At 65.0% G+C, this 14390-nt stretch carries 8 protein-coding genes; 1 reads left to right on the forward strand and 7 read right to left on the reverse strand.

Annotated features, from left to right (window positions below; genetic code table 11):
- Nucleotides 1-38: 38 nt before the first annotated feature.
- The 6 genes from MasN3_RS00575 to MasN3_RS00600 all read right to left on the reverse strand — a co-directional run bounded on the left by MasN3_RS00575 (nucleotide 39) and on the right by MasN3_RS00600 (nucleotide 10233).
- Complete coding sequence (locus MasN3_RS00575) at nucleotides 39-1502, reverse strand: glutamate synthase subunit beta (protein ID WP_281911377.1); 1464 nt, start codon at nucleotides 1500-1502, stop codon at nucleotides 39-41.
- Between the two features lie 28 nt (nucleotides 1503-1530).
- Nucleotides 1531-6252, reverse strand: a complete 4722-nt coding sequence (locus MasN3_RS00580) for a glutamate synthase-related protein (protein ID WP_281911378.1) — start codon at nucleotides 6250-6252, stop codon at nucleotides 1531-1533.
- Between the two features lie 323 nt (nucleotides 6253-6575).
- Nucleotides 6576-7286, reverse strand: a complete 711-nt coding sequence (locus MasN3_RS00585; RefSeq protein ID WP_281911379.1) for a transposase — start codon at nucleotides 7284-7286, stop codon at nucleotides 6576-6578.
- 98 nt (nucleotides 7287-7384) lie between these two features.
- Nucleotides 7385-8260, reverse strand: coding sequence for a DUF5694 domain-containing protein (locus MasN3_RS00590; protein ID WP_281911381.1), 876 nt, complete (start codon nucleotides 8258-8260; stop codon nucleotides 7385-7387).
- Between the two features lie 137 nt (nucleotides 8261-8397).
- Nucleotides 8398-9078, reverse strand: coding sequence for a response regulator transcription factor (locus tag MasN3_RS00595; protein WP_281911383.1), 681 nt, complete (start codon nucleotides 9076-9078; stop codon nucleotides 8398-8400).
- A 12-nt stretch (nucleotides 9079-9090) separates the two neighbouring features.
- Entirely contained in the window at nucleotides 9091-10233 is a 1143-nt protein-coding gene (locus tag MasN3_RS00600) for a PAS domain-containing sensor histidine kinase (RefSeq protein ID WP_281911384.1), read from the reverse strand.
- A 171-nt stretch (nucleotides 10234-10404) separates the two neighbouring features.
- Here MasN3_RS00600 and MasN3_RS00605 point away from each other — a divergent pair, with 171 nt between their 5' ends.
- Nucleotides 10405-10653 (forward strand): DUF3297 family protein, encoded by a 249-nt coding sequence (locus tag MasN3_RS00605; protein ID WP_281911386.1) that lies wholly within the window; start codon nucleotides 10405-10407, stop codon nucleotides 10651-10653.
- A gap of 71 nt (nucleotides 10654-10724) precedes the next feature.
- Here the strand turns inward: MasN3_RS00605 and MasN3_RS00610 are convergent, their stop codons facing one another.
- The gene (locus tag MasN3_RS00610; RefSeq protein WP_281911387.1) at nucleotides 10725-13850 is read right to left on the reverse strand and encodes a DEAD/DEAH box helicase; all 3126 of its coding nucleotides are present in this window, start codon (nucleotides 13848-13850) and stop codon (nucleotides 10725-10727) included.
- Between the last annotated feature and the right edge of the window lie 540 nt (nucleotides 13851-14390).

Consider the following 14390-nt stretch of genomic DNA (forward strand, 5'->3'; position numbering starts at 1 on the left):
GAAGCCGCCTTTGTCCCGGTGTCGCGTCCCCGAGGAAGCTAGCGCGGCAACACCGAACTGCCCATCAGGAATTCGTCGACCGCGCGGGCGCACTGCCGTCCCTCGCGGATCGCCCACACCACCAGCGACTGGCCGCGGCGCATGTCGCCGGCGGCGAACACCTTCGGCACCGAGGTCTGGTAGGAACGCTCGCCCTCGACCGCGGCGCGGGCATTGCCGCGCGCATCCTTCTGCACGCCGAAGGCGTCCAGCACGTTCTGCACCGGCGACACGAAGCCCATCGCCAGGAACACCAGGTCGGCCTTCATCTCGAATTCCGAATCCGGCACCTCGGCCATCTTGCCGTCTTTCCACTCGACGCGGCAGGCCACCAGTTTTTCCACCTTGCCGCCCTTGCCTTCCAGGCGCTTGGTCGCCACCGCCCAGTCGCGCTGGCAGCCTTCCTCGTGCGAGGACGAGGTGCGCAGGCGGGTCGGCCAGTAGGGCCAGACCAGCGGCTTGTTTTCCTGCTCGGGCGGCATCGGCATCAGTTCGAACTGGGTGACCGAGGCCGCGCCGTGGCGGTTCGAGGTGCCGACGCAGTCGGAACCGGTGTCGCCGCCACCGATCACGACTACGTGCTTGCCCGTCGCCTTGATCTGGTCCTTCAGCTTGTCGCCGGCATTGACCCGGTTCTGCTGCGGCAGGAAGTCCATCGCGAAGTGCACGCCCTTGAGCTCGCGGCCCGGCACGGGCAGGTCGCGCGGCTGCTCGGCGCCGCCGGCCAGGACCACGGCGTCGAAGTCTTGCGCCAGGTCTTCCGGGAAGATGGTGTCGCGCGCCATGTTGCTGACCGTGGCCGGGAAGTCCTTGCCGATCAGGACGCTGGTGCGGAAGACCACGCCTTCCGCCTTCATCTGCTCTACCCGGCGGTCGATCAGGTCCTTCTCCATCTTGAAGTCGGGAATGCCGTAGCGCAGCAGGCCGCCGATGCGGTCGCTCTTCTCGAACACGGTCACGTCGTGGCCGACGCGCGCCAGCTGCTGGGCGGCGGCCAGGCCGGCCGGGCCGGAGCCGACCACGGCGACCTTCTTGCCGGTCTTGACGCTTGCGGGCTGCGGCACGATCCAGCCGTGCTCCCAGCCGCTGTCGGCGATCTTGCGCTCGATCGACTTGATGCCGACCGGGTCGTCGTTGATGCCGAGCGTGCAGGCCGACTCGCACGGGGCCGGACAGATGCGGCCGGTGAACTCGGGGAAGTTGTTGGTCGAATGCAGGTTCTCGACGGCCGCACGGTAGTTGCCGTGGTAGACCAGGTCGTTCCAGTCCGGGATCTGGTTGTTGACCGGGCAGCCCGTATTGCAGAAGGGGATGCCGCAGTCCATGCAGCGTGCGCCCTGCACCTTGGCCTGGCCATCGGTCAGGGTCAGCACGAATTCCTTGTAGTTCTTGACGCGATCGCTAGGTTCGAGGTGGCCCTCTTCCTGCCGTTCGAATTCCATGAAGCCGGTAATTTTGCCCACGTTGTTTTCCTTATCTCGCTATTTCTGATCAGGCCGCCAGCTCGATCTTGTCGTTCGCTTCTTCCATGCTCGAGTTATGCATCTCTTCGAGCGCGCGCTTGTAGTCGGTCGGGAAGACCTTCACGAACTTGCCGCGGCTGTTGGCCCAGTCGTCCAGCAGGTTGCGCGCGCGGGTCGAACCCGTGTGCTTGAAGTGGCGCTCGATCAGGCGGCGCAGGATGACCTCGTCCGACTCGCGCTCGCCGCCGCGGGTCTGGCTGTGCCAGCCGGCCTGGCCAGCCTGGCCCTGCTGCTTGGTGGTGAGCACCGGTTCCAGGTTCACCATCGTGGTATTGCACTTGCCTTCGAACTCGCCCTTCGGGTCGTACACGTAGGCGACGCCGCCCGACATGCCGGCCGCGAAGTTGCGGCCGGTCTCGCCCAGCACCACGACGGTACCGCCGGTCATGTATTCGCAGCCGTGGTCGCCGCAGCCCTCGACCACCGCTGTGGCACCCGAGTTACGCACCGCGAAGCGCTCGCCGGCCACTCCGTTGAAGAAGGCCTCGCCCGAGATCGCGCCGTACAGCACGGTGTTGCCGACGATGATGTTGTCCACCGCCCAGCCGCGGAACTCGGTGTTCGGACGCACGATGATGCGGCCGCCCGACAGGCCCTTGCCGACGTAGTCGTTGCCCTCGCCCACCAGGTCGATCGTGATGCCGGCTGCCAGGAAGGCCGCGGCCGACTGGCCAGCGGTGCCCTGCAGCTGGATGTGGATGGTGTCGTCCGGCAGGCCGGCGTGGCCGTAGCGCTTGGCCACTTCGCCCGACAGCATGGTGCCCACGGTGCGGTTCAGGTTCTTCACCGGCGAGATGAAGGACACGCGTTCGCCCTTCTCCAGCGCGGCCTTGGCCTGGGCGATCAGCTTGTGGTCCAGGGCACGGTCGAGGCCATGGTCCTGGCCGTCGGTGTGGAACAGGGCGCGCGGCGAATCGACCTTCGGCTGGTAGAAGATGTTCGAGAAGTCCAGGCCCTGCGCCTTCCAGTGCTGGACAGCGCGTGCCTTGTCGAGCAGGTCGGTTCGCCCGATCAGCTCGTCGTAGCTGCGGATGCCCAGCTGCGCCATGATCTGGCGCGCTTCCTCGGCAACGAAGAAGAAGTAGTTCACCACGTGCTCTGGTTTACCCTGGAACTTGGCGCGCAGGACCGGGTCCTGGGTCGCGACGCCGACCGGGCAGGTATTCAGGTGGCACTTGCGCATCATGATGCAGCCTTCGACCACCAGCGGCGCGGTCGCAAAGCCGATTTCGTCGGCGCCCAACATGGCGGCGACCACGACGTCGCGGCCGGTGCGCATCTGGCCGTCCGCCTGGACGCGGATGCGGCTGCGCAGGCCGTTGAGCACCAGCGTCTGCTGGGTCTCGGCCAGGCCCAGCTCCCATGGGGTGCCGGCGTGCTTGACCGAGGACAGCGGCGAAGCGCCGGTGCCGCCGTCGTGGCCGGCCACCACCACATGGTCGGCCTTGGCCTTCGAGACGCCCGCGGCGACGGTGCCGATGCCCACTTCCGAGACCAGCTTGACCGAGATCGAGGCGTTCGGGTTGACGTTCTTGAGGTCGTGGATCAGCTGCGCCAGGTCTTCGATCGAATAGATGTCGTGGTGCGGCGGCGGCGAGATCAGGCCCACGCCCGGCACCGACACGCGCAGGGACGCGATGTATTCGGACACCTTGTGGCCCGGCAGTTGGCCGCCTTCGCCCGGTTTTGCGCCTTGCGCCATCTTGATCTGGATCTGGTCGGCCGAGGCCAGGTACTCGGCGGAGACGCCGAAGCGGCCCGACGCCACCTGCTTGATCTTCGAGCGCAGCGAATCGCCCTCTTCCAGCGGGATGTCGGCCACCACGCGGTCCGCGCCCAGGATCGAGGCCAGGCTCTCGCCCTTGGCGATTCGGATGCCCTTGAACTCCCCCATGTAGCGGCGCGGATCCTCGCCGCCTTCGCCGGTGTTCGACTTGCCGCCGATGCGGTTCATGGCAATCGCCAGGGTGGCGTGCGCTTCGGTACTGATCGAGCCGAGCGACATCGCGCCGGTGGCAAAACGCTTGACGATTTCCTTGGCCGGCTCGACTTCTTCCAGCGGGATGGCTTTCGACGGATCGATCCTGAACTCGAACAGGCCGCGCAGGGTCAGGTGGCGGCGGCTCTGGTCGTTGATGATCTGCGCGTATTCCTTGTAGGTGCTGAAGTTGTTGGCGCGGGTCGAGTGCTGCAGCTTGGCGATCGCGTCCGGGGTCCACAGGTGGTCTTCGCCGCGCACGCGGAAGGCGTACTCGCCGCCGGTGTCGAGCGCGTTGGCCAGCACCGGGTCGTTGCCGAAGGCCAGCGCGTGCAGGCGCAGCGCTTCCTCCGCCACTTCGAACAGGCCGATGCCTTCCACGGTGGACGAGGTGCCGCGGAAGTACTTGTCGACCAGCGACTTGTTCAGGCCCACGGCTTCGAAGATCTGGGCGCCGCAGTAGGACATGTAGGTGGAGATGCCCATCTTGGACATCACCTTCATCAAGCCCTTGCCCACCGCCTTGGTGTAGTTATAGATCGCCTTGTCGGCATCCATCTCGTGCGGCAGGTTGTGCGCCAGGTCGGCCAGGGTTTCCAGTGCGAGATAGGGGTGCACGGCTTCCGCGCCGTAGCCGGCCAGCAGCGCGAAGTGGTGGGTCTCGCGGGCCGAGCCGGTTTCGACCACCAGGCCGGTGGAGGCGCGCAGGCCGCGGCCCACCAGGTGCTGGTGGATGGTCGAGGTGGCCAGCAGCGCGGGAATCGCGACCTGTTCGGCGGAGAGGTTGCGGTCCGAGACGATCAGGATGTTGTGGCCCGACTTGACCGCATCCACGGCTTCGGCGCACAGCGAGGCGAGACAGGCTTCGATGCCTTCCTTGCCCCAGGCGACCGGATAGCAGATGTTCAGCTCATAGGACTTGAACTTGCCTCCGGTGTGCAGGCTGATGGCGCGCAGGCGCGCCATGTCGTCGAAGCCGAGGATCGGCTGCGCCACTTCAAGGCGCATCGGCGGGTTGACGTTGTTGGTGTCCAGCAGGTTCGGCTTCGGGCCGATGAAGGAGACCAGCGACATGACCATGCTTTCGCGGATCGGGTCGATCGGCGGATTGGTCACTTGCGCAAACAATTGTTTAAAGTAGTTATACAAAGGTTTGAGCTTGTTCGACATGACCGCCAGCGGCGAGTCGTTGCCCATCGAACCGGTGGCTTCCTCGCCCAGCACCGCCATCGGCGCCATCAGGAACTTCAGGTCTTCCTGGGTGTAGCCGAAGGCCTGCTGGCGGTCCAGCAGCGGCACCGCCGCTTTTTCACCTTGCGCATCCTTGACGCGGTGCTGGGGGAGCTGCGATTCGGACAGCTTGATCTCGTTGAGCTTGATGCGCACCGACTTGATCCAGGCTTTATACGGCTTGGCGTTCGAGTAGGTGTCCTTCAGCTCCTTGTCGTCGATGATGCGGCCGGCTTCCAGGTCGATCAGGAACATCTTGCCCGGCTGGAGGCGCCATTTCTTGACGATGCGCGATTCGGGAATCGGCAGCACGCCCGATTCCGAGGCCATGACGACCAGGTCGTCCTCGGTGATGACGTAGCGCGCCGGGCGCAGGCCGTTGCGGTCCAGGGTGCCGCCGATGTGGCGGCCGTCGGTGAAGGCCATGGCGGCGGGGCCGTCCCACGGTTCCATCATCGCGGCGTGGTATTCGTAGAAGGCGCGGCGGTTGTCGTCCATCGAGGTGTGGTTTTCCCAGGCTTCCGGGATCATCATCATCATCGCCTGGGCGACCGGATAGCCGGCCATCACCAGGAGCTCGAGCGCATTATCGAAGCAGGCGGTGTCGGACTGGCCTTCATAGATCAGCGGGAACAGCTTGCCCAGGTCGTCGCCCAGCACGGCGGATTTCAGCACGCCTTCGCGGGCACGGGTCCAGTTGAAGTTGCCCTTGACGGTGTTGATCTCGCCGTTGTGCGCGATCAGGCGGTAAGGGTGGGCCAGCGGCCATTCCGGGAAGGTGTTGGTCGAGAAGCGCTGGTGCACCAAGGCGAGGGCCGAGATGCAGCGCGGATCCTGCAGGTCCTTGTAGTACACGCCGACCTGGTCGGCCAGCAGCAGGCCCTTGTAGACGATGGTGCGCGCCGACATCGAGGGCACGAAGAACTCCTTGCCGTGCAGGAGCTTCAGGGCCTGGATCGCGTGGCCGGACGACTTGCGGATGACGTAGAGCTTGCGCTCGAGCGCGTCGGTCACCATGATGTCCGGGCCGCGGCCGATGAAGATCTGGCGGATCACCGGCTCCTTGGCTTTCACGAAGGGCGACATCGGCATGGTCTCGTCGACCGGCACGTTGCGCCAGCCGAGCACGACCTGGCCTTCGATGCGCACGGCGCGTTCGATTTCCTGTTCGCAGGCGATGCGCGAAGCGTGTTCCTTCGGCAGGAACACCATGCCGACGCCGTATTCGCCGGGCGGCGGCAGTTCCACGCCCTGCTTGGCCATCTCGTCGCGGAAGTACTGGTCCGGGATCTGGATCAGGATACCGGCGCCGTCGCCCATCAGCGGATCGGCACCGACCGCGCCGCGGTGGTCGAGGTTCTTCAGGATCTGCAGGCCCTGCTCGATGATCGAGTGGCTCTTGTTGCCCTTGATATGGGCGATGAAACCGACGCCGCAGGCATCGTGTTCATTGGCGGGATCGTACAAACCTTGGGCAATCATGAGGCAATCTCCACAGCTTTTTCAGGGGTCGAAAATCGAGAATAGTGCAACGCAGCACAAACGTAAACAAAAACAATTAGGGTCAGAGTCGAATTGTTTGATAACTTTTTGAAGTATTTATTATATGGGGACAGAGTAGATAGAAGGCATGGAAATCTTGCCTCTTTCTGATAAGCCCTTGATTTTAATGATGAGAAGCGGCGACACCCCCTATCACCGCAAGCCCGTCCGAATGTCACAAATCGCGTTCCCAGCCCTGTCTCGACCGGTGCTGAACAAAAAAAGGGCACGAATAATCGTGCCCTTGATCAGTTGCTGATTGTTTATGCTTGCGGAGGCGGCGGGATCGGCTCCCGGAACGGCCGCCCGCGCTTGGCCGGCAGGATCTGGCGCTTGGTCCGGCGCTCGAGCTCGGCCTTGAAGGCATCCGAACCCAGGGGCTGGTTCTTCAGCACCGAGGCGGTGAGGAAATCGACTTCTTCCTGGGGAATGCCCTGCATGACTAGTTCGGTGTAGGCCGCTTCGCGCTGGAAGGGCGTGTTGCCCAGGCCCCAGTAGAGCAGGTGGTCGGTGACGAGGGCGTCGCTGCGCGCGCCGGCGTGGTGGGCGTAGCTCGACCACGGATAGTCCAGCGGCGCCGCCACCAGCCCGGCCCGCAGCGGATTGAGTTCGATGTAGCGGCTGCAGACCAGGAAATAATGCTCGGTATCGACCAGCGAGGTGCGGAAGCGCCCTTCGAACAGGCCGCCCGTGCGCGCGTACTTCTGATTGAACCAGGGGACGTAGAAGCGGCCAACCTTCTGCATCATCAGCGCCAGCCCGGACTCGTTGGAAGGCGTGGCCAGCAGGTGGAGGTGGTTCGGCATCAGCACATAGGCGTGGATCGCCACCTCGTAAAAACGCGCCGCTTCCTTCAGCCAGCCGAGGAAGCGCCGATAATCCTCCTCTTCATGGAAGATCGGCTGGCGGTTGTTGCCGCGCTGGATGACGTGGTGCGGCTGGTTCGGGATGACGAGTCGGGGAAGGCGTGCCATGATGTATGCTGAGTCGAGCATGCATTATAGTCCAGAAGCGCGACTCTGTCCCCAATTGATTGCGGGCGCGCTTAAAAAACGTCTGACTCTGTCCCCAATTACTGTCCAGCTGCCGCTGTCAAGAGCGGAAGCGGGTCCACGACGGTGAATGCGCCCGACTGTTCGGCATACTGGCGCAGCGGGAAAACATGGCCCTGGCCGTAGATCACCAAGAGCCGCTCCTGCGGACCCTCCGCCAGCCGCACCAGGTTCGCGAAAATCTTGAGGTTGCGCGCATACCAGGCGCCGACCCAGTTTGCACCTGGATAATCCTTGCCGTTATTGAACATCGCGTAATCAAAATAGGCCCGGTTCATCTTCTCCAGCTTGTCCGGCTGGTTGAAGTGCACATACCAGCGGGTCACCGGTTCGCGGCGCATCATCGCGTTCTCCTCCTGCACCCAGGCCGGATTGGCCATGGCGGCAAAGCGCGCCGGGTGCGCGCCGCCCTCGTTCATGGCCCAGGTCTTGAAGTCATACTCGGCGATCGGCCCCGGCGGCGCATATTTCCAGTCCACCGCATACAGGCGCGGATGACCGAGTCTGGCAGCGATGCGCATGCCGAGCTGGTCCGTCTCTCCGCGGGCCAGCTGGTAGCTGCCCTGGCGGTAGCCGGCGTAGCGTTCGTCCAGCGCGGCCTGCTCGGCCAGCTGCACCTCCACCGCCACCTTGGTTGGCCTGAAACGCGCCAGCGCCTCGGCCAGGGCGGCGATCTCGTTCTGGCGCTGCGGCTCCAGCACGTCCGGCACGCTGGTGTTGACCAGGTCCCTGCCATGGTTGGCCAGATGGGTGCTGGCGACGAACATGATCTGCGGACGCTGCGCCGGCGCGCGCTCGCGCAGCAGTTCGGTGGACTGGGCATGCGCGACGGCAGGACCGCCGGCCAGCAGGCAGAGCGACAATGCGGACATGGCGGAAAGGCGATAGCGCGACATGGGGCTCCTTTGCTTCGGTCGTTTCGGTACACGGGACAGGCGGAGTGTAGCGAGCGGCAGAGGCGTCGAAGGAGCGCCATGCGACAGACGGCAGGAATGCCGTCCTGGAATGAAAAATCGCGGGGAAAACGCCGCCGTCAGGCCAGCGTGAAACCGGCCGAGAGGCTGTAGCCTTCGCCGTAGGCGCTGCGCAGGGGCAGGTCTTGGCCGAGGCCGGAACGGGCTTTCTTGCGCAGGCGGTAGACCAGCATGTCGACCCGGCGGCTGGCGTCCGGGTCTTCGCCGCCCATGCCGGCGACGATCACCTGGCGCGGCACCGGACGGGTGTTGATGGTCAGGAGGTGCAGGAAATTGCACTCCTTTTCGGTCAGGTCGATCATCTTGCCGCCCAGCTCGAGCTGGCGCGCGCTCACGCGCAGGGTCCACTTGCTCGGCGCCGGCGCCGGATCGGCCGGACGCACGCGGCGGTCCAGCGCTTCGATGTGCGCCGCCAGTTCGGGGAACTTGATCGGCTTGGTCAGGTAGTGGTCGGCGCCCAGGCGCAGCCCGAGGATGCGGTGGTCGAACGCGACCCGGCCGGTCAGCACCAGCAGGCCGATCTCCGGGTACAGCTGGCGCATCCGTGGAATGACGTTGAAACCATCCTCGTCCGGCAGGCCGAGATCGAGCACGACGACCGCTGCCGGGGTGCGCGTCAGCGCCGCCCACATCTCGCTTGCGGTCTTGGCGATCGTGACGTCGTGGTCCAGCTCCCGCAGGAACTCGGCCATGTCGTCGGCGTATTCGCCATTGTCTTCAACAATCAGTATCTGCGTCATGGATTGGTCAGGTTAATGATCGGTCCGATTATCACTGTTGGGAGAGGATGAGGCAAGTTGTTGTTGGCCGTTAATATCCAGGGCGGGTAACCAAAGCCGGAATTCCTTGCCGTCTTCTCCCAGGCGCAGCATGCCGCCATGGACGTCGACGATCGAGCGCGCCATGTAGAGCCCCAGTCCACTGCCCGGCAGGCCGGCGGCATTGCTGCCGCGGTAGCCTTTGTCGAAAATGCAGGCTGCATCTTCCGGCGGCACGCCCGTGCCTTCGTCGCGCACCGTGAACTCGACCCCGTTGCCGCTGCGGCGTGCGCCCAGCGTCACCTTGCTGCCGGCCGGCGAGTACAGCAAGGCATTGTCGACCAGGACCTTGAGCGCCAGGCCCAATCCCTCCGGCTCGCCGCGCAGGCCTTGCGTCAGTGTTTCCGCGTCGAGCACCGCTTCGCGGCCCGCCTCGCGCAACTGCTTGACGCCGGCATCCAGCAGGTCGCGCGCGGCGATCGTGTTCGGCTGGCGCACCTTGCCGATCGCGGCCATGCGGTCGGGCGATAAATATTCATCCAGCATGGCAATCAGGCGGTCCGTCGCGACCGCGATCTTGCGGTAGCGCTGGCGCACCGCGTCGTCGACACCCTGGGTGGTCGCTTCCAGGCGCTGGATCGCGCCATCGATGGTCGCCAGCGGCGTGCGGAATTCGTGGTTCAGCATGCTCGCGAAACGGCGCTGGTCGGCCTGGTGGGCGCGCTGCGCCGACAGGTCGCGCAGCAGTCCCACCAGCGAGCGGCTGGCGTCCTCGTTGCGGACCACCGTGGCGATCACCTGCAGCCCGACCGGATGGCCATCCGCGTTGCGCACGTCGACTTCCTGCACGCGGCGCTCGCCCGGAACGAGGCCGTCGTGCGCGGCGAGCTGCAGGCCGAGCGCGCCCAGCGCTTCGTCCGTGCCGTCGCCCAGGAGCGCGGCCTGCAGGGCGCCGGCCGCGTGGCCCAGCAAGGCGGAGAATGCCGGGCTCAGGTAGCGCAGCGTGTGCGCGGGCAAGTCGATGCTGAAGGCGATGTCGCCCGCGAGTTCGGCGATGGTGCGGAAATGGGCATCGATACCGGCAGAGCGTTCCGGACTGGCCGGAGCATGGGGATCGGCAGCCGTGCTACGGGTCATGGGCATTTCCTGTTATCGATGGGACAATGAATGTTGTCACCCAGTATATCGTTGCTGCCGGGTCTTTGTATAGAAGCGAGCCCAGCCTTGTCCTGCGCAGGCCGGCGAGCGGCGCATGACCATGATGAAAAATGCGCCACACTGCGCGCAGTTGGTGGATAATTCGCGTCTATGAACGATACCGCTACCCTCCCCCCACTCCCGGACCGGCTCTCGATCGACCCGAGCAGCCCTTTTCATAACCGCGACGTTTTCCAGCGCGAGATCGGCATTCGCTTCAACGACAAGGATCGCCACGACGTCGAAGAGTATTGCATGAGCGAAGGCTGGATCAAGGTCGCCGCCGGCCGCACGCTCGACCGCAAGGGCAAGCCGATGCTGATCAAGCTGAAGGGCAAGGTCGAGGCTTATTACAAATAATCCGCATTGATGCAAAAAAGGGCGGCTGGTGCAAACCAGCCGCCCTTTTTATTCGCGCCTTTGGAGCGCTCTTAGTCTTCCAGCGGTGCGAAGATCGCCTGCAGATCTTCCTGCGTCAGCGCCATCTTCTGCGATTCGCCTTCGGACAGGATCGACTGCGCCAGTTCCGACTTCTTCAGCTGCAGCTGCTGGATCTTTTCTTCCAGCGTGCCCTTGGCGATCAGCTTGTACACGAACACGGGCTTGTCCTGCCCGATGCGCCAGGCGCGGTCGGTGGCCTGGTTCTCGGCGGCCGGGTTCCACCACGGGTCGTAGTGGATCACGGTGTCGGCCGCGGTGAGGTTCAGGCCCACGCCGCCGGCCTTCAGGCTGATCAGGAAGATCGGCACCGCACCCTGCTGGAAAGCGGCCACCTGGGCCGAGCGGTCGCGCGTCTCGCCGGTGAGCAGCGCGTAGTGGATGCCGCGCGCGGCGAGTTCTTCCTCGATCAGGAACAGCATGCTGGTGAACTGCGAGAACACCAGGATCTTGCGGCCTTCCTGCAGCAGGTCTTCGACCATCTGCATCAGGTCGGTCAGCTTGGCCGACACCGCGGCGGTGTTCTTCTTGCCCGGCATGGCCTTGACCAGACGCGGGTCGCAGCAGACCTGGCGCAGCTTGAGCAGCGCTTCGAGGATGACGATCTGGCTGCGCGCCACGCCCTTGCGGTCGATCTCGTCGCGCACCTTCTTGTCCATCGCCAGGCGCACGGTTTCGTACAGGTCGCGCTGTGCACCTGAGAGCTCGATGCGGCGCACCATCTCGGTCTTCTCCGGCAGTTCCTTGGCCACGTGGTCCTTGGTACGGCGCAGCAGGAAGGGCTTGATGCGGCGGCTCAGCAGGGTGCGGCGCACCGAGTCGTCCTGGCGTTCGATCGGGTGGCGGAACTGGTTGTTGAAGCTCTTCTCGTCGCCCAGCAGCCCAGGCAGCAGGAAGTGGAACTGCGACCACAGCTCGCCCAGGTGGTTCTCGAGCGGGGTGCCGGACAGGCACAGGCGGTGGCGGGCATTGAGCGAGCCGGCCGTCTGCGCCGCCTTGGAGCGGGTGTTCTTGATGTAGTGCGATTCGTCCAGGATCACCAGGTGATAGTGGTGCTCGCGCAGCTTTTCCTCGTCGCGCGGCAGCAGCGCATAGGTGGTCAGCACGATGTCGGCGTCGTCGATCTGGTCGAACAGGTCCATGCGCTCCTTGCCCTGCAGGAGCAGCACCTTCAGGCTCGGCGCGAAGCGCGCGGCTTCGTCGAACCAGTTGGTCATCAGGCTGGTCGGCGCGATCACCAGGGCCGGGCTGGTCAGGCGCCCCGCTTCCTTCTCGGTGAGGATGTGGGCCAGGGTCTGCACGGTCTTGCCGAGACCCATGTCGTCGGCCAGGATGCCGCCGAGGTCGTACTCGCGCAGGAACTGCATCCACGACAGGCCGTCGAGCTGGTAGTCGCGCAAGGTAGCTTGCAGGCCTTTCGGGGCCTCGACCTTCTTGACCGAGCCGAACTGGCTCAGCTTGCGGCCGGTCTCGCGCAGGCGCTCGCCGCCGGTCCAGCGCAGCTCGAGGCCGCGCGCCAGGTCTTCCAGGCGCGCCGCGTCCAGCGTGGACATGCGCATGCGGCCCTTGATCTTGTCGTTGAAGTACAGCTCGCCGAGGGTGGCGAGGATGGGCTTCAGGCGGCCCCAAGGCAGCGCCACGCGCGCGCCGTCCGGCAGCGTGGCCAGCATCTGGTCGGCCTCGGCATGGGCGGCCAGCACGGCCGGGTCGAAGTCGGCAGGTGCGCTGCGGATCAGCTGCACCAGCACCGGCAGCAGCGGCACGCGCTTGCGCGCCACCACGATGCCCAGTTCCAGTTCGAACCAGGCGTTGCCCGCCTCCTCGGGTTCGTCGATGTCGGCATACCAGTCTTCGACCGCCACCACGTCGTAGCGGTACTTGGCCGATTTTTGCAGGTGCCAGCCGGTGTCGGACAGCGCGTCGAGATCGTTCTCGGCGAAGCGCAGCCAGTGCGCCTGGCTGTCCAGCACCAAAGCCCCGGCCATGGCGTTGAAGGGCGCGGTGACCGGCTTGCGGAAGCCGATCTCGTTCAACTTGTTGAGGGCCGCGGCTTCGGCCTTCGGGTCGCGTTCGATGACTTCGGTGACGTCGCCGATCTGGCGCACCACGCGCTGGGCCGGATCGAAGGACACGCGCTGGCCGTCGTAGTCGAAGGCGAGCACGGCGAAGTCGTGCCAGCGCGGCGTGCCGCCGTCGGACAGCTGCACTGAATCGAGCAGCAGGTGCGGAATCGGCTTGACGTCGTTGCGCAAGCGCTGGGTGAGCGGCTGCGGCAGCGGCATCAGCTGCTGCAGGCCGTGCGCCAGCAACAGTTGCGAGACGCGCTTCTTGTCGGTGCCGGAAAGGGCCGGGGCCTGGGCCACCAGGGCCTGCAGTTCGGCCAGCGAGATGTCGATGCCGCCGCGATTCAGTTCGAGCGGGCCGATCGACAGGTTGTCGATGTACCACGGCGGGTCGGTCGGCAGCATGTAGTCGATCAGGTCGGCCCCGCTGTGGGTGGCGCCGTTGGCCGGTTCCACCGACCATCCGAGCTTGGCCACGCGGCCCTCGTCGCGCCAGGCCAGGCTGGCCAGGCGGGTCGGGCCGGCCTGCAGCGGGTAGACCAGGCCACCGGCCATGTCGGACCACGAGTTCGCCCACAGCAGCTTGCCTTGTTCAAGAAGCATCTGCAGCAGGATGGCGCCCACCTTGCCTTTCGGTTCGGTGGCGCTGGTGCCCTGGGCCGAACCGCTGCGCATGGCGATGAAGAAGCGCACCAGGTCGACGTCGTCGCCTTCGAGGTAGGCGGGTGGCGCCGACAACAGCGAGAAGATCTCGCTCACCGGGCTGGCGGCGGCAACGTCGCCGTTCGGGCGCAGGCGCGCCTTGCACAGGCAGATGGCAACGTGGCGACCGCCGCTGGTCGGGGCCATCACGTAGACGAACTTGTACTGCACGGCCTTCGGATCTACGACCTCGTCGGTCAGCTTGGGCTGCGGGTGCGCCGCCGCCTCGACCCTTTGCAGCCAGCTCACCACCGGCGCGGGCAGGGCGGGAGCGCGTGCGGGAGCGCGGGCGACGGCGGGTGCTGCTGCGGGTGCGTCGTTGGCGTTCTCGCGATGATCATCGACTGTGTGCATGGGTCTCGTGTGTCTGTATTAAAAACGACAATAAAGAGCATTATCCTTCATACGGACGCTTCCGTTTTGTTCGGAATCGCACGTAGCGGACAAAACTTGTCCGCACCATCTGCGTGCACGCTGCTCGTGCATGCGAATCACGCGTACAGCCGACTGTTCTCGCATGTTCAAGTGGCGCTGTCAAGACTGGTGTATCCCCCGCGTTTGCGTATCATTGTTTGCTTGACCTTTTAGAGACACGCGCGCATCGACGCGTGCACCAATTGGTGGCCCAGACAACAACCAGCTGCGACTTTTGAAGAGCGTCTGCACTGCCTGCGCGAGCTCGAAAAGTGACGCAGCAGTCATCGCGTCAACCACGGCGCAGAACAAGATGAGGCCGGATTTTGCTAGATATTGTTAGCCATGTCGAAGACAAGTTCTGCTCGACCACCTGTGTCTGCTTTATAAGCAGAAGCACCGCACTGGAGCACAGATCGCGATCTTAGCAAGCTTGCGCTCCGCTGCTGGCCGTCCCCACGCTCAATCGGACGAGGTGGC

It is taken from the genome of Massilia varians, assembly GCF_027923905.1.
Taxonomy (GTDB): domain Bacteria; phylum Pseudomonadota; class Gammaproteobacteria; order Burkholderiales; family Burkholderiaceae_D; genus Telluria; species Telluria varians_B.

What these genes read in the sequence shown, in the direction of transcription:
- MasN3_RS00585 (WP_281911379.1), bottom strand. Translation starts at nt 7,286, where the DNA reads ATGGCACGCCTTCCCCGACTCGTCATCCCGAACCAGCCGCACCACGTC.
- MasN3_RS00600 (WP_281911384.1), bottom strand. Translation starts at nt 10,233, where the DNA reads ATGACCCGTAGCACGGCTGCCGATCCCCATGCTCCGGCCAGTCCGGAA.
- MasN3_RS00605 (WP_281911386.1), top strand. Translation starts at nt 10,405, where the DNA reads ATGAACGATACCGCTACCCTCCCCCCACTCCCGGACCGGCTCTCGATC.
- MasN3_RS00610 (WP_281911387.1), bottom strand. Translation starts at nt 13,850, where the DNA reads ATGCACACAGTCGATGATCATCGCGAGAACGCCAACGACGCACCCGCA.
- MasN3_RS00595 (WP_281911383.1), bottom strand. Translation starts at nt 9,078, where the DNA reads ATGACGCAGATACTGATTGTTGAAGACAATGGCGAATACGCCGACGAC.
- MasN3_RS00590 (WP_281911381.1), bottom strand. Translation starts at nt 8,260, where the DNA reads ATGTCGCGCTATCGCCTTTCCGCCATGTCCGCATTGTCGCTCTGCCTG.
- MasN3_RS00580 (WP_281911378.1), bottom strand. Translation starts at nt 6,252, where the DNA reads ATGATTGCCCAAGGTTTGTACGATCCCGCCAATGAACACGATGCCTGC.